The following is an 18,911-nucleotide window of genomic DNA, read 5'->3' on the forward strand; positions in this document are numbered from 1 at the left end:
TGGTGGATCGTCGTGGTGTAGGAGGCTGTCGGCCGTCACCCGAGCCAGCGCGGCACGAACTGCACGGCGGCCGCGGCAACGATGCCCTGCACGGTCACGCAATGCCACATGAGGCCGGTGTTGTCGAGCGTGGCGCGCGCCGCCGGCTGCAGCCTGCCCGTCCATGAGCGCGCCAGCACATAGCCGCCCATCAGCGCCAGCACCGCGACGTGGAAGGCCTGGTAGCCGAGCAGCATGCCGACCGAGGCGCTCCAGCCCTGCGCGCGCGGGTCGAGCCCGGCCTGCAGATGGCCGACGATCTCGAGCACCGATGCGCCTGCCGCGCAGGCGACCGCCAATGCGACGAAGAGCCTCAGCCAGCGCTGGCCGCAAGCTTGCGCGGAGCCGAGCGAGCGCGTGGCCACCAGCATCAGGACCGACCCCGCAGCGAGCAGCAGCCCCGCGCCGGCCGGCCAGCGTGAAGCCGGCAGCGCCGCGCCTGCGGGCGGACACACGTCACTGGCCATGGCGAGGTGCACATGGGTGTAGAGCAGCGAAGCGAAGATGGTCATGTCGACCGCGATCAGCACCACCATCGCCCACCACGAATGCGACGCCGCGCCGCTGGCGCCCACCGGCAGGTGCACGCCGTGGCCGACGTCGGCGGTGGCGACCGGCGGCGGCTGGTCGGAATCCCAGAGCCAGCGCATGATGCACACCACCGCGAGCACGCCGCAGGCGAGGGCAGGCAGCGCCTGCGAAACGGTGAGCAGAAGGAAGAAGCCGGCCGTGCCGGCGGCCGCCAGGAGCGGCCACCAGCTGTCGGTCGGCAGCCGAAGCAAGTGCATCGGGCGCGCCGCGAGCACGCTGGTCACCAGCGTTTCGCGCCCGCCGAACACCGTGCCGGGTAGCCAGAAACGGCCGGCCTCGGCCTCCTGCGGTAGCGTCGGCCGCTGCCAGAGCGGATAGCGCGAATCCACGGGCGGAATGCTGCGCACGCCGTATTCGCGCGGCGGCAGCCATTCGAGCGTGCCGGCACGCCATGGGTCGCGATGGTCCTGCTCGGGGCGCCGCAGCGTGCGCACCACGTCCACGATGAAGATCAAGACCCCTGCGGCCAGGATGTAAGCGCCGACGGTCGAGAGCATGTTGAGCGTGTTCCACCCCAGGCCGGCGTCGTAGGTGTAAACGCGTCGCGGCATGCCGAGCAGCCCCGCGAAATGCATGGGAAAGAAGGTCAGGTTGAAGCCGCCGAACATGAGGCCGAACACCCAGCGGCCCCAGCGCTCCGAAAGGCGGTGCCCGTTGAAGAGCGGCGCCCAGTAGTAGAAGCCCGCGAAAACCGGAAACACCATGCCGCCGATCAGCACGTAGTGCAGGTGCGCCACGATGAAGTAGCTGTCGTGCGCCTGCCAGTCGAAGGGCAGCACCGCCACCATCACGCCCGTGAGGCCGCCCAGCACGAAGATGAAGTGGAAGCCGAGCAGGAACAGCGTCGGCGCATTGAGCGTGACGCGGCCGCGCCAGAACGTGGCGATCCAGGCGAACACCTGCACTCCGCTCGGGATGGCGACGATGAAGCTCGCGGCCGACACCACCATGAGCGACAGCTCCCCGAGCCCGGCGGTGAACATGTGGTGCGCCCACAGCGCAAAACTCACCACGCCGACGCCGATCAGCGCCAGCACCACGGCGCGGTGCCCCACGAGCGGCGTGCCCGCGAGCGTGGCAGCCATCATCGAGACCATGCCCGCCGCGGGCAGGAAGATGATGTAGACCTCGGGGTGGCCGAAGAACCAGAACAGGTGCTGCCACAGCAGCGGATCGCCGCCGCGCGCGGGGATGAAGAAGGGCCAGTCGAATGCGCGCTCGAGTTCGAGCAGCATGGTGGCCGCGATCACCGCCGGAAAAGCGATGACGATCATCAGCGCGCTCACGAGCATGGCCCAGGCGAAGATCGGCATGCGCATCAGCTTCATGCCGGGCGCGCGCGTGAAGAGAATGCCGATGATCAGCTCGATGGCGCCCGCAATGGCCGAGATCTCGATGAAGCCGATGCCCAGCAGCCACCAGTCGGCGCCGCGCCCCGGGGAGAATTCCTTGCCCGTGAGCGGCGGGTACATGAACCAGCCGCCATCGGGCGACTGCCCGAAGAAGAGGGTGCAGAAGAACGCGATGCCGCCGATCGCATAGGCCCAGAACGCATAGGCCGACAGCAGCGGAAAGGGCAGGTCGCGCGCACCGAGCATGCCCGGCAACAGGTAGATGGCCACGGCCTCGACGATCGGCACCGCGAACAGGAACATCATCACGGTGCCGTGCATCGTGAAGAGCTGGTTGTAGGTGCCTGCGTCGATCAGGTCGTTGTCGGGTACCGCGAGCTGCGTGCGCATCAGCAGCGCCAGGATGCCGGCCAGCACGAAGAACAACATGGCCGTGGCGATGTAGTACACGCCGATGTGCGTGTTGTTGACCGCCGAGAGCCGGCGCCATCCGCGCGGCGGTGCCCAGGCGCGTTCGAGCGCTTCGCGTTCGTCCGCGGGGCGCGGCTGCGGGTTCGGCGGTTCTGCGTATGCTGCTGCGGATGCGTCGTTCGTCATTGGAGTTGGGCAAGCCAGGCTGCGATGGCGTGGAGGTCGGCGTCACCGATGCGCTGGCCCGACGAGGGCATCTGCGCACCGGGCTTGAGCTGCTGCGTGTGGGCGACCCAGCGTGCCAGTTCGCCGGGCGAATTGGCGACCGTGCCGGCGCCCAGGTGGAGGCGGCTGCCCACATGCGTCAGGTCGGGGCCGAGGCCGCGCTCCTCGCTCACGCCGCGCACGGTGTGGCAGGCGTTGCAGCGGTGCGCGAGGAAGGCCTCGCGCCCGCGCTCGACCTCGGCCGAAGGCGCAGCGGGTGCGGCGGCCGGCCGCGCCTGCGCCGCGAGCCACGCATCGAAGGCTTCGGGCGCTTCGGCAACCACGTGCAGCGCCATGCGCGCATGCTGCTCGCCGCAGTATTCGGCGCATTGGCCACGCCAGGTGCCGGGCCGGTCGGCCTGCAGCAGCAGGTGCTGCACGCGGCCGGGCAGCATGTCCATCTTGCCGCCGAGTGAGGGCACCCAGAAGCTGTGGATCACGTCGGCGCTACTGAGTCCGAAGTACACCGGCCGTCCGACCGGGATGCGGATTTCGTTGGCGGTGACCACCTCGGCGCCGCTGGCGGGGTCGCGGTAGCGCACCTCCCACCACCACATGTGGGCCGTGACGCCGACGATCAGCGCATCCGCCGGCGGCACCGGGCGCCAGGGCGGACGATGCCACTCGCTGTAGAAGAACAGCGCGACCAGCACGGTGGTCGGAAACACCAGCCCGCCGCCCACGAGCCACCAGCGTGCGTTCACCTGGCCGCCACCGCGGCGCCGCACCGCGAGCACAAGCAGCAGCATGACGCCCGCGAAGATCAGCGTGCCGCCGACCGCCAGCACCACGCTCACCTCCAGCAGCGTGTCGGCCACGGGGCCGGCGGCGCGCAGCGCGGACTGGGTCGGAGCTTCGACGGTACCGTTCATCGCGCTCATTCGAGGCTGAGCAGGTAGGCTGCCATGTCGCGCGCATCGGCAGGCGACACGCCCATGGCGGGCATCAGGGTGCCGGGCACGAGTTCGGCCGGGGCGACGATCCAGCGCGCGAGCGCGGCGGGGCCGTTCGGCACCTCGCCGGCGATGTAGCTGCGGCGTCCGAAGGCGGCGAGCGTCGGGCCCATGCGGCCGCGCGCGGCCGACACCTCGGGAATGGCGTGGCAGCTGCCGCATTGGTACTGGGCCAGCAGCGATCGGCCGCGCTCGAGCTGCTGCGCCGATGAGGCGGCCAGCGTGCAGCCGCAGGCCAGCAGCGCCAGCACGGGCAGGGCACAGGCACGAACCGCGCGGCAGGAAGGGGCAGCCAACATGCCCGCCATTGTGCAAACGGAGACGCGGCTTGCGCCGACAAGGCGGCGCCCGTGTGCGTCGGACAATGCCGCGATCGATGCGTGCACCGAAGACCGTTCTCCTCACCCTGGCCGCGCTGGGCCTCGCCGGCGCCGCGGCGGGCGCGCTGGTCGTGTTCGGCGGGCTCTACGATGTCTCGGCCACCTCGCAGCACACGCAGCCGGTGTACTCCCTGCTCGAGACCGCCATGCACCAGTCGGTTCGGCTGCGCGCGCGCGGCATCGAGCCACCCAATCTCGACGACGAGCGCCTGCTGGTGCACGGCGCGGCCTGCTATCGCGACAAGTGCGTGCAGTGCCATGGTGCACCCGGTGTGGCGCAGAACGACATCGGCAAGAGCATGCAGCCGCTGCCCGGCCCGCTGGTGGACGCGCCCGCGCGCTGGAAGCCGCGCGAGCTGTACTGGCTCACCAAGCACGGCATCAAGATGAGCGGCATGCCGGCCTGGGAGCACCGGTTGACGGAGGACGAACTCTGGGCGGTGGTCGCTTTCCTCGGACGGCTGCCCGAACTGTCGCCGCAGCAATATGCCGAAGCCGTGCGCGCGGCGCCCACGGTGGTGGCGCAGGGTGCGCCTTCGCCTTTGGCCTGCGGGCGTGCGCAGGATGCGCCGCCGACCGGAGAGGGCGACGTTCGGCGCGGGGCGCAGGCGCTGCACCAATATGCCTGCAGCGCCTGCCACACGATTCCCGGCATCACGAGTTCATCGCCCCACGTGGGACCGCCGCTCGAAGGCATCGCTGAGCGCCTGCTGATTGCTGGAAAGCTGCCCAACACGCCCGAGAACATGGTGCGCTGGCTGCGCCACACGCACGAGGTCGACCCGCGTTCAGCGATGCCCGAGATGGGGGTGAGCGAGCAGGATGCGCGCGACATCGCAGCGTACCTGGGCACGCTGCGCTGAAGGGGGCAGGGAGTCAGAACTTGCCGGCAGTGCTTTCGTCGTCGACGGTGGCGATGCGCAGCCGGGCGCGTTCGTGCTTGACGACGAGTTCGGCGCAGCGATCGCGCAGCACGGCATCGGCCGGCGGCTGGCCCCGGCAGTCGACGAGCAACTGCGACTCCGCGAAGTCGAGGCCGTGAAGAACCTCCTGGCCATGCGAATTGATGGCCAGGAGATTGTCCGCGGCGAGCTGCGCGCGCAGGGCTTCCGGGATGGCGAGCGACTGCAAGGGAGCCCCTGCTTACTTCTTCATGGCCTTGATATCGGCCTTGCCCTTGGACTGATCGGCCTTGGCCTGCTTCACGCAGGCATCCTTCGCATCGCCCTTCTGGTCGTCGCACTTCTCTTTGGCGACGTCGTAGGCTACGTCGACCTTGGCCTCCGCGACCTTGCGTGCATTGCCATCGCTGGGCCTCTGCTTCTGATCGAGTTCGGCCTTGGCGATCTTTTCCTTGCCCTTGGCCTCGGCCATGCAGACGTCCTTGGCGTTGTCCTTCATGGCGTCGCAGGCCGCCTTGTCGGCCTTGGCGTCGGCCGAGATCTTGTCGCGTGCGGCCTTGTGTTCGGCCATGGCGGCATCGGTGGCCGCAGCCGGCCCGGTGGTCACTTGCGCATGCACCTGGACCATTGCCAGGCAGGATGCTGCGGTGCAAATCATCAGCAGTTTCTTCATGGTGATCTCCTTGGCGGCGGGGGTTTGTTTTTGAAAGCGAGGATCCGCCGTCGAAATCAATATAGAAGTCGGGATGACCGCCACGGTAGGACGCCTGTCGAAGCAGCCGTAAGCACATGCTGACGTGAGGGCTGTGCGCGTCCGTCCTACCATGGGCAACGCACAGGAGTTCGTCATGAAGCTTTCAATTCACCTGTTTGTCTGCGTTGCCACGCTCTCGGCGGCGGCGCCCCCGGCTGTGGCGCAGCAGGACGTGCAGCCGCGTCCCGCGGAGATCGACCCGGCCACCATCGACGACGGCGTCGCGCGCCAGCGCATCGATGCCCAGCGCAAGGCCGCGCTGGAGCGGTGCGAAACCCAGGCCGGCAACCAGCGTGCGGTGTGCCGCAAGGAAGCCGAGGGCCGCGAGAAGATTGCGCTGGCCGAACTTGCACACCAGCGAAACCCGAGCGAGGCCAACGAGCGCCGGCTGGCCGACACAAAGGCCGGCGTGGACCACGAGATCGCGCGCGAGAAGTGCAATGCACACGAAGGCGATGAGCGCAACGCATGCCTGTCGCGCGTCGCTTCCGAATCGGAGCGGGCCCGCCGCCAAGGTGTCCGGCCTAGGGCCTGTTAACACTACGCAAGGGGTCGCGAAGCTCGCCACAGCCCGCCCATCAAGGCGCGTGACGCCGTGCGTGCGTCCGCACGCACAAGGAGCGCAACGCCGAGGGGCGGGCTGTGGCGAGCTTCCCTCCGGGTTGCTCCGCCAAGGGGCCGTCTGCGGCGTTGCCCGCGCTTGCAAGGCGCCAGCCTTGCTGCGCGCGGGCGCCTTGCAGCCAGCCCCTTGGCGAAGCAACGCGATCCCCTTGCGTAGTGTTAACAGGCCCTAGGCTGCACTGAGCCGCCGGCGGGCGTTCAGGCGGTGACGCTGGCCCAGTATTCCCGCGCGGTCGCCTTGATGGTGCGCATCGCTTCCGGGTCGCCCTGCCATAGCGCGGAGAAGTAGGCCTTGGCCTGTGCGAGCGAGACGTCGGGCGGCAGCGGCGGCACGGCCGCATCGGTCACCATCTCGAGCAGCATCGGTCGGTCGGCCGAAAAAGCAGCTTCCCATGCGGGGGCGATGGCCTCGGGCGTGTCGACGCGTACCGCGGCAAGGCCAAGCATCTCGGCGAAGCGCGCATAAGGAAAGTCGGGCAGCTGCTGCGAGGCATCGAACTTGGGGTCGCCACTGAGCACACGCTGTTCCCAGGTCACGAGGTTGAGGTCGCGGTTGTTGAGCACCATGATCGCGAGCCGCGGATCGCGCCAATTGCGCCAGACACGCGCGAGCGTGATGAGCGCATTCAGTCCGTTCATCTGCATCGCGCCGTCGCCGAGCATCGCGACCGCGGGGCGGTCGGGGTGCACCATCTTGGCCGCGATGGCATAGGGCAGCGCCGGGCCCATGGTGGCGAGTCCGCCAGAGAGGCTGGCCTTCATGCCGCGCCGCAGCTTGACGTCGCGCGCATACCAATTGGCGGCCGAGCCGCTGTCGCAGGTGAGCATGCAGCGCTCGGGCAAGCGCGACGACAGTTCCCAGAACACCCGCTGCGGGTTCAGCGGCGAGGCCTCGACGTGCGCGCGCGCCTCGAGCACGCGCCACCATTTCGCCACGTCGGCCTCGATGCCACTGCGCCAGGGGCCGTGCGGTTTCGCATCGAGCAGCGGCAGCAGGGCCGCGAGCGTGGCGCGGCTGTCGCCGACCAGGCCCAGCTCGGTGGGGTAGCGCAGGCCGATGGCGCGCGGATCGGCGTCGATCTGCACGCAACGCGCCTGGCCTTCGGGCGGCAGGAACTCGGCATAGGGGAACGACGACCCGATCATCAGCAGGGTGTCGCACTCTTCCATCATGCGCGAGCTGGGCCGCGTGCCGAGCACGCCGATCGCGCCGGTCACGAAGGGCAGGTCGTCGGGCACCGCGGCCTTGCCGAGCAGCGCTTTCGCAACGCCGGCGCCGAGGTGCTCGGCCAGTTGGATCAATTCGTCGGTGGCGTGCAGGGCGCCCGCGCCTGCAAGGATCGCGACCTTCTGGCCGGCGTTGATGATTTCCGCCGCGCGCCCGAGTGCGATCGCGTTCGGCACCTGCGCAATGGCCGTGCTGCCGATGCCGCTGTGCACCGTGCCGTGTTCGCGTGGCGGCACCGGCACCGCGGGCAGGTCCTGCACGTCGTTGGGAAAGATCACGCAGGTCACGGCGCGGCGGTCGCGCGCAATGCGCATCGCGCGGTCGACGAGGTGGCGAACCTGTTCGGCGCTGGTGGCCATCTGCACGAACTCGTGCGCCACGTCCTTGAACAGCGAGACCAGGTCCACCTCCTGCTGGTAGTCGCCGCCGAGTGCGCTGCGCTTCTGCTGGCCCACGATGGCGACCACCGGCTGGTGGTCGAGCTTCGCGTCGTAGAGGCCATTGAGCAGGTGGATGGCACCCGGGCCCGAGGTGGCGAGGCAGACACCCACCTCGCCCGAGAACTTGGCATGCGCGCACGCCATGAAAGCCGAAAGCTCCTCATGCCGGCTCTGCACGAACTCGATCGCGCCATCGGCACGGTCGAGCGCACCCATGAGACCGTTGATGCCGTCACCGGGGTAGCCGTAGATGCGCCGCACGCCCCAGTCGTGCAGCCGCTGGACCACGAAATCGCTGACCGTCTGCTTCGTCATTGGCACTCCATGTTGTCGGCCGTCCATGCTCGGCGCGGGCGGCGCGCGTGGCTGTCGTTCAACCGGCCCCAGGTTCCGTCGGCGCAGTCCCACAGGCGGCGGCAGAGTGGTCGCCAGACTTCTCCCACGCCCGTCCCCAGCGTCTTCCGACCCGACGTGCTCGTGCGGCGCGCACGATGAAACCTTGTTCATCAAAAGGAGCAAAGTCATGCCCCAAGGCGACAAGTCGGCCTACACGGACAAGCAGAAACGCAAGGCCGAGCACATCGAGGAGAGCTACGAGCACCGCGGCGTTGGCAAGGGCGAGGCCGAGCGGCGTGCCTGGTCCACGGTCAACGCCGAGACCGGCGGCGGCAAGAAGAGCGGCAGCGGCCGCGGCAAGGCCGAGAACCATGCACCGTCGCGCAAGGGCGGCCACAAGGGTGGGGCTGCGGCCGCGTCGCGCACGGCGGCGGAGCGCTCGGCATCGGCGAAGAAGGCCGCCGCCACGCGGAAGCGGAATGCGGAGCATCGAAGCGGCTGAACCCGGAGCCTGTCAGGGCGTATGCACGAAGCAGAGCTTGTGGCCCTCGGGGTCGATGCAATACGCCGCGTAGAAGTCGGCCGCATAGCGCGGCCGCAGCCCCGGTTCACCTGCATCGGTGGCACCGCGCGACAAAGCGCCTCGCCATGCCGCATCGACCGCCTCGTGCGAGCGCGCGAGAAAGCTCACCTGCGAGCCGTTGCCCGCGGTCGCCGGCAAGCCATTGAACGGATGGTGGATGACGAACTGCGGCCAGCGGGTGCCCGGGTGGCGCCACAGCACGCCGGCCGGGCCAACGCGTGAAAGGTCGGTGAAGCGCACCATGCCGACGTGGCGCAGCACCTCGTCGTAGAACGCGGTCATGCGGCGCAGGTCGTGGACCCCGAGCTGGATGTGCGCGAACATGGATGGGAAGCTCCGGTTCTTCGTGGCTGCTCAGCGGCGGCGCGCAGCGGGCAGGCGGATGCGTGGGCCGGGCGTGGTCGGAACTCGCAATGCCTCTGCGGCCTGGCGCAGGAAGCGTTCGTTGCGCTCGCGCGACTGCGTGGCCACGCAATCGCGCGGCGCCACGGCGTCGAAGTCGCGCATGCCGGCATCCGCCACAGTGGCCCAGATGCACTGGTCGCTCGCCACCCCGGTGACGATGAGCCGCCGGGCCTTCAGGTAGGACAGCAGCAGTTCGAGCGGGGTCGCGAAGAACGCCGATTGTTTGGGCTTGAGCACGAAGTAGTCGCTTTCGCCGGGCAGCAGCGCCGAGGTGATCTCGGCGCCCGCGCCGCCCGCCTCGAGCGACATGTCGACGAGCCTGCGCAGGTCCGAACGCCAGCGCCCGCGGTTGTCGTTGACGTAGATGGTGGGCACGCCGGCACGGCTGCAGCGCGCCTTGAGCGCTGCGATCGGTCGGGCGATCGAAAGGGCGCCGGGCAGCAGCTTCTCGGCGTCGGGAAAATCCCAGACGCTGATCATGTCGATGATCAGCAAGGCGGTCTGGCCGGCGGCGGGTTCGGAAGCGAGGACAGGCGGTGGAGCGGAAGCCATGGGCTGGCGAGGTCGTCGGTCGATAGTGGCGCTGGTCGCACGATGGCCAACGGGCCGCGGCGGCCCCGTAGGAGAGCCGCGCGTGATCACGCAAGTTGCGGCCGTCCCCCCAGGGGCTGCCGCACGCGTAGGAGGCCGCTTTCACAAGCTCGCGGGATATCCCGCCCCGCGCGGGCCGAAGCTGCTCAACCATGGACTCGAGCGATGCCTGATTTGTGCTGTCTGTCCTTCGTCCCCGTTCACAAGGAGCTTTCCCGATGAACACTTCCGCTTTCAATCGACCTTTTGCGATCGTCACCGGCGCCTCCTCGGGCATCGGCCTGGAACTCGCGCGCTGCTGCGCCAACGAGGGCTTCGACCTGCTGATCGCGGCCGACGAGCCCGAAATCGAAGACGCAGCCGTCCAGCTGCGCACGCGCGGTGTCGAGGTGCAGCCGGTGCAGGCCGATCTTTCCAACACCGAGGGCGTGGACCGCCTGCTTGCCGCCGCCGGGCAGCGGCCGGTGAACGCGCTGCTCGCCAACGCGGGCCGCGGCCTCGGCCATGCGTTCCTCGACCAGAGCTTTGCGGATGCGCGCCACGTGCTCGACACCAACGTGACCGGCACCCTCTACCTGGTCCACCGCGTCGGCGGCGCCATGCGCGCGCGCGGCGAAGGCCGCATTCTCATCACCGGTTCGATTGCGGGCTTCATGCCCGGCAGCTTCCAGGCCGTCTACAACGGTACCAAGGCGTTCCTCGATTCGTTCTCGTTCGCGCTGCGCGAAGAACTCAAGGACAGCGGCGTGACCGTGAGCTGCCTGATGCCCGGCCCGACCGACACCGAGTTCTTCGAGCGCGCCGACATGCTCGACACCAAGGTCGGCCAGGACGACAGGAAGGCCGATCCTGCCAAGGTGGCGAAGATCGGCTTCGACGCCATGATGAAGGGCGAGGGCGACGTGGTCGCGGGCTGGAAGAACAAGTTCCAGGCGGCGGTCGCCAACATCACGCCCTCGGAGCTGCTGGCCAAGCAGCACCGCCGGATGGCGGAGCCCGGCACGGCCGCGAACCGCTGACGAACGGGCGCATGCCATGGACACCCTCTTCGGTTCGGGAGCTGCCCTCGTGGACACGGTCCTCCAAAGCACCGGTGGCAGCGTGGTGGTGTGGAGCGCCGATCCGCAGGCCTACGCCAGCGACCACGAACGCGCCACGCGCAGCAACTTCGCCGAGCGGCTCGCGGCACTGAAGCAGTTTCGGTTCACGGGCGAATTCGACGCCTCGCGCGCGCACGAAGGCACGCCGCTGTACTTCGTGCCGAGCGACACCATCGCGAGCACGCAACTGGCGCGCTCGCTCGGCATCTCCACGCCGCACGACCTGTTCGGCGGCGTGGTGCCGTATCCCTTCGTGGCCACCAAGGCGATCACGCATCCGCTGGTGGGCCGGGCGGCAGTCTGCCCCGAAGGCTGGGCGCCCGGCTTCGCCGCCGCCGTCGCCGATGCGGTGCTCGACGGCTTTTCGGCCTTCACGCTCGAAGACGCGCGCTGGGCCGGCCGCCAGTTGCTCGACCGGGGCACCGTGCGCATCAAGCCCGTGTGCGCCACCGGCGGGCGCGGCCAGTCGGTGGCGGCCGATGCCGAAGCGCTCGACCGCTGCCTTGCGGCCATGGACGAGAGGGAGATCGGGCTGCATGGCGTGGTGATCGAGCAGAACCTCACGCGGCCCGAAACCTTCAGCGTGGGGCAGGTGCTTGTCGATCAGATGCTGGTGAGCTACTACGGCCGGCAGCGCATGACCGCCGACAACGCCGGCCAGCAGGTCTATGGCGGCTCCGACCTGACGCTGGTGCGCGGCAACTTCGACGCGCTACTCGCCAGCACGCAGCCGATGCCGGCGCTGCGCCTCGCGATCGACCAGGCGCGGCGCTACCACCAGGCGGTGATCGACAGCTACCCCGGCTTCTTCGCATCGCGCGTGAACTACGACGTGGCGCAGGGAACCCCGCCGGACGGCCACTGGCGATCGGGCGTTCTCGAGCAGTCGTGGCGCGTGGGCGGCGCCACCGGCGCCGAGATGGTCGCGCTCGAATGCTTCTGGCGCGACCCGGTGCTCGAGCGCGTGCGCGTCTCGTGCTTCGAGGCCTATGGCGACGCACCCGACGTGCCGGCCGGCGCCACGGTGCACTACCAAGGCGTAGATCGTCAGGTCGGACCGCTGACCAAGTACGCCCTGTTTCAACCTTATGACAGCGACACGACATAACTTCATCGACATCTCCGTGGACGGCCAGCACATCGCTGGCACCCTCGTCGCCGCTTCCACCATGGTGCCCGGCGTGCTGCTGGTCCATGGCTGGGACGGCAGCCAGGAGCAGTACATCGCACGGGCGCACGAGATCGCCGCGCTCGGCTGCGTCTGCCTGACCTTCGACCTGCGCGGCCATGCGCGCCATGCCTCGCTGCGCCAGGAGGTCACGCGCGAGGACAACCTGCGCGACGTGCTCGCCGCCTACGACACGCTCATCAGCCATCCGACCGTCGACCCCGAAGCGATCGCGATCGTCGGCAGCAGCTACGGCGGCTACCTGGCCGCGCTCGTCAGTGCGATGCGTCCGGTGCGCTGGCTCGCGCTGCGCGCGCCCGCGCTCTACCGCGACCGCGAGTGGCTGGCGCCCAAGGGGCAGCTCAGCAGGCCCGACCTGGTGGCCTACCGGCGCACGCTCGTCGGCCCGCGCGACAACCGCGCGCTCGCGGCCTGCGAGGCGTTCACGGGCGACGTGCTGATCGTGGAGTCGGAGCACGACCAGATCGTGCCGCACCCGGTGATCGAGAACTACCTGGGCGCCTTCAAGCGCGTGCGCTCGGCCACCTACCGCGTGCTGTCCGGCGCCGACCATGCGCTGTCGAAGCAGTCGCACCGGCAGGCCTACGGGCAGCTGCTGGTGTCGTGGATGACCGAGATGACCCTCGGCGCAAGCGCGACCGGCGGCCTGGCTCGTCGTGTTTCCCAATCACCCGCCTGAGGCTCGAGATGACCTTTGCAACGAATGACTCACCCCGCCTGCTTCCGGTGCTGCGCACCGGCCTTGTTGCCGGCACCTGCGCCAGCCTTGCCTCCACCGCCGCGCTGATGCTCTGCGGCCGTCGCGAGGCCGGCAGCATGGTGGCGCCCACCAACGCCACCAGCCACTGGCTCTGGGGCGACGACGAAGCCTTTGCCGCACGGCGGCCCACGCTCAGGCACACCGGGATCGGCTATGCCACGCACCATGCGAGCGCCGTGTTCTGGGCGGTGCTCTATGCCTGGCTGCATGCCGAGCGGCATCCGCCACGGACCGTGTCGCAAGCCCTTGCCGGTGCCGGCGTGGCCACCGTGGTGGCCTGCACGATCGACTACACCGTCACGCCGCGCCGCCTCACGCCGGGCTTCGAGCGGCACCTCTCGACGCTGTCGATGGGCGTGGTCTACGGGCTGTTCGCGATCGGGCTCGCCGCAGGCTGCCTGCTGGCGCAGCGCGGCGCCCGCGCACGCTGACGGCCGCCGCGCAGTGCGGTTCGTAGTGCGGCTAGTACGTTCACTCAAGGAGCTTTCCTACGTCGCGCGCCCGGCAGCCCTCCCATCGTTGAGTTCCCATTCAACCAAACCGGAGCCCACGATGCCCACTTCCACCAAGCGCTCGGCACCCGATGCCTGCAGCCTTCTCGACACCGACCACCGCAACGTCAAGAAGATGTTCAAGGAGTACGAGGAGCTGACCCATTCGCGCGCCGCCAGCGCGCAGCAGAAGAAGCGCGAGCTCGCCAACCAGATCTGCATGGAGCTCACCGTTCATGCGCAGATCGAGGAAGAGATCTTTTATCCCGCGCTGCGCGAAGCGCTCAGCGAGACCGATCTCCTCGACGAAGCCGAGGTCGAGCACGCGAGCGCCAAGGACCTGATCGCGCAGATCGAAGGCGCTGCCGACGTCGACGACATGTTCGACGCCAAGGTCATCGTGCTCGGCGAGTACATCGACCACCACGTGAAGGAAGAGCGCAACGAGATCTTCGTCAAGGCACGCGCCGCGCGCGGCCTCGACCTGGTCGCCATGCGCGATCAGCTCACCGCGCGCAAGGAAGAGCTCATGGAAGAGCTCACCGCATCGGCTTGACGCCCCCGGAGGCGCCCTTGGTGCCTCCCCACTTTCCTGTGGAGGTCCTATGACCGGTCTCGTTTCCCGGCTTTTCCCCACGGCGACCAACATGATTCGCCTGGATCACACGCACGTGATGTCCACCTATCACCAGTACAAGCCGAGCGCGTCGGCGCGGGTGAAGAAGGGCCTGGTCAACACGATCTGCACCGCGCTCGAAATCCATGCGCAGCTCGAGGAAGAAATCTTTTATCCCGAGGTGCGCAAGGTGACGGACGACGAGCGCATCAACAAGTCGATGGAAGAGCATGCCGAGATGCGGCGGCTCATCGGCCTGCTGCGCGCGATGGAGCCCGAAGCGCGCGACTACGACGATACGCTGGCCGCGCTGATGCGCGACGTGATGCACCACGTGGCGGACGAGGAAACCATCGTGCTGCCCGCGGCCGAGACGCTGCTGGCCGACCGGCTCGGCGACCTTGGCGCGCAGATGACCAAGCGTCGCCTGCAGCTGGTCGGTCCCCGCTCGGGCGAAATCGCGGTCGACATGGGCCGCGCAGCCTCGGGCAATACCGCCGCCATCGCGGTGGTCGGGCTGGCGGCGGCCGGCCTGTTGCTGGCGCGCCGAAGCGGCCATCTGCGCAGGCACGCGCGCGCATGAGCGCGCCGCATTGATATCGCTGGCTTCTCCAGGCGTCGGCCCCGGTGCACATCGGGGTCGACCGCTTCCTGCTGTCCGCTGCGTTCGCGCCGCGGGCTTTTTCTTACCTACGGAGTTTTCATGCCTCGTTCCAAACAGCCCCCTACCTCCAACAGCGCCGTGACCAGCGCAGCCGCAGCCGCCCGCAACACCGACAGCGGTGCCGCCAACCTGCCGCCGGGCGAGCCACGCGATCCGCCTTCGCAGAAAGCGGCACATGCGCAGGCACTGGCGGCGAGCATGCCGTTCAATGTCGGCAAGCCGCTCGAGCACGGCCATGCCAACGCGCTGCGGCCGCCGCAGGGGCAGTCGGTCGCGCCGCTGTCGCCGGCCGCGACTGCCAGCACGCTGTCCGAGGAAGTCGGCTCCGAGAAGACCGGCGGCATGGCGATGCCCGGCCTGAACGCCACCATCGAGTCGCTCGACCGGGTGCGCGTTGATTCGGCAGGACAGCGGCTCACGACCAACCAGGGCGTGCCGATCGCGGACAACCAGAACTCGCTCAAGGCGGGCCTGCGCGGCCCGGCCCTGCTGGAAGATTTCATCCTTCGCGAGAAGATCACGCACTTCGACCACGAACGCATTCCCGAACGCATCGTGCATGCCCGCGGATCGGGCGCGCACGGCTACTTTGAAAGCTACGAAGGCATTCCGCAGTTCACCAAGGCGGCGCCGCTGCGCGAGGCCGGGAAGATCACGCCGGTGTTCGTGCGCTTCTCGACCGTGGCGGGCGAGCGCGGCTCCAAGGACACCGCGCGCGACGTACGGGGCTTCGCGGTCAAGTTCTATACCGACGAGGGCAACTGGGACCTGGTGGGCAACAACATGCCCGTGTTCTTCATTCAGGACGCGATGAAGTTTCCCGACCTGGTCCACGCGGTCAAGCCCGAGCCGCATCACCAGATGCCGCAGGCCGCGAGCGCGCACGACACCTTCTGGGACTTCGTCGGGCTCATGCCCGAGTCGGCGCACATGCTGATGTGGCAGATGTCGGACCGCGCCATCCCGCGCAGCTACCGCATGATGCAGGGCTTCGGCGTGCACACCTTCCGGCTCGTGAACGACGCCGGCAACTCGGTGTTCTGCAAGTTCCACTGGACGCCGGTGCTCGGCACGCATTCGCTGGTGTGGGACGAGGCGGTGAAGATCTCGGGCGCAGACCCCGACTACCATCGGCGCGACCTGTGGGAGGCCATCGAGGCCGGCGAGTTTCCAGAGTGGGAGCTGGGTCTGCAGATCTTCACCGAGGAAGAGGCCGAGGCCTTCAGCTTCGACGTGCTCGATGCCACCAAGATCGTGCCCGAGGAACTGGTGCCGATCACGCCCGTGGGCCGCATGGTGTTGAACCGCAACCCCGACAATTTCTTTGCCGAGACCGAGCAGGTGGCCTTCTGCACCGCGCACGTGGTGCCCGGCATCGACTTCTCCAACGACCCGCTGCTGGCCGGGCGCATCCATTCGTATGTCGATACGCAGATCACGCGCCTCGGTGGACCGAACTTCCACGAGCTGCCGATCAACGCGCCGATCGCACCGGTGCACAACAACCAGCGCGACGGCATGCACCGCCAGGCCATCCACCGCGGACGCGTCGCCTACGAGCCCAATTCGCTGGGCGGCGGCTGTCCGTTCCAGGCCGGGGCATCGGCCGGCTTCATGACCTTTCCGCAGCGCATCGTGGACCAGGACAAGGTGCGCGGCAAACCCGAGAAGTTCGCCGACCACTACACGCAGGCGACGCTGTTCTTCGAAAGCCAGACACCCGCCGAGCAGGCGCACATCGCGGCGGCGTTCCGCTTCGAGCTGTCGAAGTGCACCGTGCCGGCCGTGCGCGAGCGCGTGGTGGCGAGCCTCGTCAACGCCTCGCCGGCGCTCGCGCAGCAGGTGGCCGACGGGCTCGGCATTCCCGTGCCGCCGGCACTGCCGCGCGCACTCCCGCAGCCGCCGAAGCCCGAGGTGACGCGGTCGCCTGCGTTGTCGCTGATGGCGCGCCCGGGCGACGGGTCGGTGCGCACGCGCAAGGTGGCCTTGCTCGTGGCCGACGGCGCGCAGGGCGGTCAGATCGCGGCGATCCAGGCCGCGCTGCTGGCCGAAGGCGCGGTGGGCCGGCTGGTGGGGCCGCGCATCGGACCGTTCCGCACCGCGGAGGGCGAGACGATGGAGGCCGACGCGTCGCTGGAGAACGAACCCGGGTTCCTGTTCGACGCGCTCGTGCTGCCCGATGGCGCCCAGGCCGTGCAGATCCTCTCGAAGGACTTCCATACCGAGCAGTTCATCAAGGACCAGTACCAGCACGGCAAGACCATCCTCGCGCTCGGCGCGTCGGCTTCGCTGCTGGCCGATGCGAAGGTTTCCGACCGGCTGCCCTCGGGCGATGCCGATCCGGGGGTGCTGCAGGGCGGCGCCGAGAACTTCGAGGCCGCGCTGAGTGCCTTCGTGGGCGCGCTGGCGCTGCATCGCCATCCAGCACGCGAATTGGGGGCGGCCGTGGCCATGCCGTAGGCGCGACCTGAAGGTCGACGAGGAACCGCCTGGGCCGGGAGGATGCCGGGCGCGGCGGCGTGCCCGCTGGCATGGTAGAAACCGCCAGCCGCGCGCATGACATATGCCGCACCCCCCGCACCCCGACACCTCCCACCGATGGCAGAAGATCTCGTTCTCCGAAACCCCGGGCGCGGGCGTGCGCGCTGGCTGCTGGTCGGCGCCGCCTTGCTGCTGCTGCTGCTGGTGGGCTGCGCCGGTTTGCCGTCGGGGGTGGAACGCAGGCCCTCGGTGGCCATCTCGGATGGCGCGGACACCGTGCTCGGCCGTCTCGTAGCGGCGGCGGCGCCGCCGGAAGGCGGGCTCAGCGGCTTTCGGTTGCTGCCGATGCCGCAGTATTCGCTGCATGCCCGCATCGAGCTGGCGCGTCGGGCGCAGCGCTCGATCGACGTGCAGTACTACCTGGTGCAGAACGACGAGACCGGCCGCTACGTGCTGCGCACGCTGCGCGATGCGGCCGAGCGCGGCGTGCGGGTGCGACTGCTGGTGGACGATCTCTACACCGCGGGTGCCGATCCGCTGTTCGCGGGCCTGGCCGCGCATGCCAACGTCGAGGTGCGGATGTTCAATCCGTTCCCGGCCGGCCGCGACCGCCTGAGCACGCGCTGGGCCGCGTCGCTGCTCGACTTCGACCGCGCGCACCGCCGCATGCACAACAAGCTCTTCGTGGTGGACAACACGATGGCCGTGATGGGCGGGCGCAACATCGCGAACGAGTACTTTCTGCGGGACGGCGGCTCGAACTTCATCGACGTCGACACGCTCGTGGCCGGCACGGTGGTGCCGCGGTTGTCGTCGCTGTTCGACATGTACTGGAACAGCCCCTACGTCTATCCGCTCGAGTCGCTGGTCCAGACCAATGTGGCCACGCCGGCGCAATGGCGCGAGCGCTTCGAGCAGCTGACCGCAGGGCCCGACACGCTGCACCCCGAGCCGCTGACCTCGACCGACCTGCTCGGCAACAACGCGTTGGAGAAGGACCTCGACGCCGGCGCGCTGTCGCTCGTGTGGGGCCGCGCCGAGGCCTACGCCGACGCGCCCGCGAAGGCGCTCGGGCGCACCGACGAGACGCGCGGCCTGCCGGCCGACGAATCGACCGACAGCGTGCTCTACAACGTGCGGCGCTACCTGCGCGCCGCGGAGCACGAGATCCTGCAAACCACGCCCTACCTGATCCCGGGGCGCGGCGGCATGGAGACGATGCGCATCGTGCGGCAGAAGGGCGTGAGCTACACCATCGTCACCAACTCGCTGGCCGCGACCGACGAGTCGCTGGTTCACATCGGCTACCGGCGCTACCGGCCCGAGATGCTGCAGCTCGGCGTGGCGCTCTACGAACTGAGCCCCAAGCGGGTGGAAGAGACCAAGCGCTTCGGCATGTACGGCTCGGCGAGCGGGCGCTTGCACGGCAAGTCGGCCGTGATCGACCGCAGCCTGGTGTTCATCGGGTCGATGAACTTCGATCCGCGCTCGATGCTGCACAACACCGAGATCGGCATCTTCATCTTCAGCCCGCAGCTTGCGCAGCAGCTCACCAGCCTCATCGGGTTCATGCGGCTGGACGGCGCCTACCAGCTGCAGCTCGGGCCCGATGGGGGCATCGAATGGGTGAGCCCGGCGTCGGGCGATGGCGCCGACACCATCCTGCACACCGAACCGGAAACCGACTTCTGGTCGCGCTGGAAGCTGGAGCTGCTCGCGCCACTGGTGCCCGAGAGCCTGTTGTAGCGCGGCGCCCGCAG

The 18,911-nt window shown here is 68.9% G+C and carries 19 protein-coding genes; 11 read left to right on the forward strand and 8 right to left on the reverse strand.

The window, feature by feature from the left end; genetic code table 11:
- Window positions 1-35: 35 nt before the first annotated feature.
- Genes ctaD through AC3A6R_RS02350 form a run of 3 tightly spaced genes read right to left on the reverse strand, consistent with a single transcriptional unit; the run spans window position 36 to window position 3,909 of the window.
- A complete protein-coding gene (ctaD, locus tag AC3A6R_RS02340) occupies window positions 36-2,579 on the reverse strand; it encodes a cytochrome c oxidase subunit I (RefSeq protein WP_487863668.1) in 2,544 nt (847 codons plus the stop codon).
- On the reverse strand, window positions 2,576-3,529 hold the full coding sequence (locus AC3A6R_RS02345) for a cytochrome c oxidase subunit II (RefSeq protein ID WP_487863669.1): 954 nt from the start codon (window positions 3,527-3,529) through the stop codon (window positions 2,576-2,578). The genes ctaD and AC3A6R_RS02345 overlap by 4 nt, the downstream gene beginning before the upstream one ends.
- A gap of 5 nt (window positions 3,530-3,534) precedes the next feature.
- Window positions 3,535-3,909: a c-type cytochrome gene (locus AC3A6R_RS02350; RefSeq protein WP_487858706.1), complete on the reverse strand. Its 375-nt coding sequence runs from the start codon at window positions 3,907-3,909 to the stop codon at window positions 3,535-3,537.
- A gap of 77 nt (window positions 3,910-3,986) precedes the next feature.
- On the opposite strand from AC3A6R_RS02350, the gene AC3A6R_RS02355 reads away from it, so the two are divergent.
- Window positions 3,987-4,853 carry a c-type cytochrome gene (locus tag AC3A6R_RS02355; RefSeq protein WP_487863670.1) on the forward strand — a complete coding sequence of 289 codons (867 nt, stop codon included), beginning with the start codon at window positions 3,987-3,989 and terminating at the stop codon, window positions 4,851-4,853.
- Window positions 4,854-4,866: 13 nt separating this feature from the next.
- Here the strand turns inward: AC3A6R_RS02355 and AC3A6R_RS02360 are convergent, their stop codons facing one another.
- On the reverse strand, window positions 4,867-5,121 hold the full coding sequence (locus tag AC3A6R_RS02360) for a hypothetical protein (RefSeq protein WP_487858708.1): 255 nt from the start codon (window positions 5,119-5,121) through the stop codon (window positions 4,867-4,869).
- A 12-nt stretch (window positions 5,122-5,133) separates the two neighbouring features.
- Window positions 5,134-5,565 carry a hypothetical protein gene (locus tag AC3A6R_RS02365; RefSeq protein ID WP_487863895.1) on the reverse strand — a complete coding sequence of 144 codons (432 nt, stop codon included), beginning with the start codon at window positions 5,563-5,565 and terminating at the stop codon, window positions 5,134-5,136.
- A 175-nt stretch (window positions 5,566-5,740) separates the two neighbouring features.
- Between AC3A6R_RS02365 and AC3A6R_RS02370 the strand changes: the two genes are divergently transcribed.
- Window positions 5,741-6,184 (forward strand): hypothetical protein, encoded by a 444-nt coding sequence (locus AC3A6R_RS02370; RefSeq protein WP_487858710.1) that lies wholly within the window; start codon window positions 5,741-5,743, stop codon window positions 6,182-6,184.
- Window positions 6,185-6,465: 281 nt separating this feature from the next.
- Here AC3A6R_RS02370 and AC3A6R_RS02375 read toward each other — a convergent pair whose 3' ends face one another.
- Window positions 6,466-8,250 carry a thiamine pyrophosphate-requiring protein gene (locus AC3A6R_RS02375; protein ID WP_487863671.1) on the reverse strand — a complete coding sequence of 595 codons (1,785 nt, stop codon included), beginning with the start codon at window positions 8,248-8,250 and terminating at the stop codon, window positions 6,466-6,468.
- Between the two features lie 208 nt (window positions 8,251-8,458).
- On the opposite strand from AC3A6R_RS02375, the gene AC3A6R_RS02380 reads away from it, so the two are divergent.
- Window positions 8,459-8,773, forward strand: a complete 315-nt coding sequence (locus AC3A6R_RS02380) for a plasmid stabilization protein (protein ID WP_487863672.1) — start codon at window positions 8,459-8,461, stop codon at window positions 8,771-8,773.
- 12 nt (window positions 8,774-8,785) lie between these two features.
- Here the strand turns inward: AC3A6R_RS02380 and AC3A6R_RS02385 are convergent, their stop codons facing one another.
- Both AC3A6R_RS02385 and AC3A6R_RS02390 read right to left on the reverse strand, forming a co-directional pair.
- The gene (locus tag AC3A6R_RS02385) at window positions 8,786-9,178 is read right to left on the reverse strand and encodes a VOC family protein (RefSeq protein ID WP_487858713.1); all 393 of its coding nucleotides are present in this window, start codon (window positions 9,176-9,178) and stop codon (window positions 8,786-8,788) included.
- Window positions 9,179-9,208: 30 nt separating this feature from the next.
- Window positions 9,209-9,811 carry a cysteine hydrolase family protein gene (locus AC3A6R_RS02390; protein WP_487858714.1) on the reverse strand — a complete coding sequence of 201 codons (603 nt, stop codon included), beginning with the start codon at window positions 9,809-9,811 and terminating at the stop codon, window positions 9,209-9,211.
- A gap of 257 nt (window positions 9,812-10,068) precedes the next feature.
- On the opposite strand from AC3A6R_RS02390, the gene AC3A6R_RS02395 reads away from it, so the two are divergent.
- From AC3A6R_RS02395 to AC3A6R_RS02430, 8 genes are all read left to right on the forward strand, one after another.
- Entirely contained in the window at window positions 10,069-10,869 is an 801-nt protein-coding gene (locus AC3A6R_RS02395; protein ID WP_487863673.1) for an SDR family NAD(P)-dependent oxidoreductase, read from the forward strand.
- Window positions 10,870-10,918: 49 nt separating this feature from the next.
- On the forward strand, window positions 10,919-12,058 hold the full coding sequence (locus AC3A6R_RS02400; protein WP_487863674.1) for a DUF3182 family protein: 1,140 nt from the start codon (window positions 10,919-10,921) through the stop codon (window positions 12,056-12,058).
- Window positions 12,039-12,818 (forward strand): alpha/beta hydrolase family protein, encoded by a 780-nt coding sequence (locus AC3A6R_RS02405; RefSeq protein ID WP_487858717.1) that lies wholly within the window; start codon window positions 12,039-12,041, stop codon window positions 12,816-12,818. Before AC3A6R_RS02400 ends, AC3A6R_RS02405 begins: the two co-directional genes overlap by 20 nt.
- Before the next feature lie 8 nt (window positions 12,819-12,826).
- Entirely contained in the window at window positions 12,827-13,330 is a 504-nt protein-coding gene (locus tag AC3A6R_RS02410) for a hypothetical protein (RefSeq protein ID WP_487858718.1), read from the forward strand.
- A gap of 121 nt (window positions 13,331-13,451) precedes the next feature.
- Window positions 13,452-13,946 (forward strand): hemerythrin domain-containing protein, encoded by a 495-nt coding sequence (locus AC3A6R_RS02415; RefSeq protein WP_487858719.1) that lies wholly within the window; start codon window positions 13,452-13,454, stop codon window positions 13,944-13,946.
- A gap of 49 nt (window positions 13,947-13,995) precedes the next feature.
- On the forward strand, window positions 13,996-14,589 hold the full coding sequence (locus AC3A6R_RS02420) for a hemerythrin domain-containing protein (RefSeq protein ID WP_487858720.1): 594 nt from the start codon (window positions 13,996-13,998) through the stop codon (window positions 14,587-14,589).
- A gap of 120 nt (window positions 14,590-14,709) precedes the next feature.
- Window positions 14,710-17,130, forward strand: coding sequence for a catalase (locus tag AC3A6R_RS02425; protein WP_487863675.1), 2,421 nt, complete (start codon window positions 14,710-14,712; stop codon window positions 17,128-17,130).
- A gap of 138 nt (window positions 17,131-17,268) precedes the next feature.
- Window positions 17,269-18,897: a phospholipase D family protein gene (locus tag AC3A6R_RS02430; protein ID WP_487858722.1), complete on the forward strand. Its 1,629-nt coding sequence runs from the start codon at window positions 17,269-17,271 to the stop codon at window positions 18,895-18,897.
- The last annotated feature ends 14 nt before the right edge of the window (window positions 18,898-18,911 follow it).

The sequence above is a fragment of the Variovorax sp. Soil_C_19 genome, assembly GCF_057657255.1.